Consider the following 691-nt stretch of genomic DNA (forward strand, 5'->3'; position numbering starts at 1 on the left):
TCGCCCTTGTGGGTCTGGGTTTTCAGGGTGGTTCTTGTCTTGTGTTCCGGCAGCGCGTAGGGCGGCGTGTTGGTGGCGTGGTAGGTGCGCCCGGTGATGATCGGCTGGTCCGGGTCCCCGTCCAGGAAGGAGACGATCACTTCGTGGCCGATGCGCGGCAGGGCCATGAAGCCGTAGTTGCCCCCGGCCCAGCCCTGGCTGACCCGCAGCCAGGCACTGGAGTGTTCGTCATTTTGGCTGTAGCGGTCCCAGGGGAATCGGACTTTGACCCGGCCGTGCGCGTCGCAGTGGATCTCTTCGCCGGCCGGGCCGGTGACGATCGCGATCTGCGGGCCGTCCATGATCGGGCGGTTCGGCGTCTTGGGGCGCCAGGTCTTGTCGCCGGGAATGACGTTGAAGGTGTTGCTGTAGGTGGTCGGCTCGGAGCCGCCTTCCTCTTCCAGGGCCTGGGGCTGTTTGCCGGTGTGGGTCACCCCGGTGATCAGCCAGTCGCGGTTGTAGGTGGCCTGGTCGTGGTCGGTGAGGCTGACCCGGCAGCCGGCGGCGAAGTCGGGGCGGTTGCTTTCCCCTTCCCCCACGCTGGCGTCGGCGCGCAGGCCGTCGAGTCTTGCCTGGGTGTAGGCCTGGCCGGACTGGTCGGCCTTGAAGCGGCCCGGGTAGTCGTAGTGTTCGTAGTCGGTGCGCTGGTTGT

Annotated in this window: 1 protein-coding gene; it reads right to left on the reverse strand. The window is 67.3% G+C overall.

The window, feature by feature from the left end; all coding sequences use genetic code 11:
* Positions 1-691 (reverse strand): type VI secretion system tip protein TssI/VgrG (gene tssI, locus GQB00_RS00005; RefSeq protein ID WP_165854813.1); only part of this gene is annotated, 691 nt, incomplete at both ends.

Origin of the sequence: Marinobacter sp. JSM 1782161 (assembly GCF_011421605.1) — a bacterium.
Lineage (GTDB): Bacteria > Pseudomonadota > Gammaproteobacteria > Pseudomonadales > Oleiphilaceae > Marinobacter_A > Marinobacter_A bohaiensis.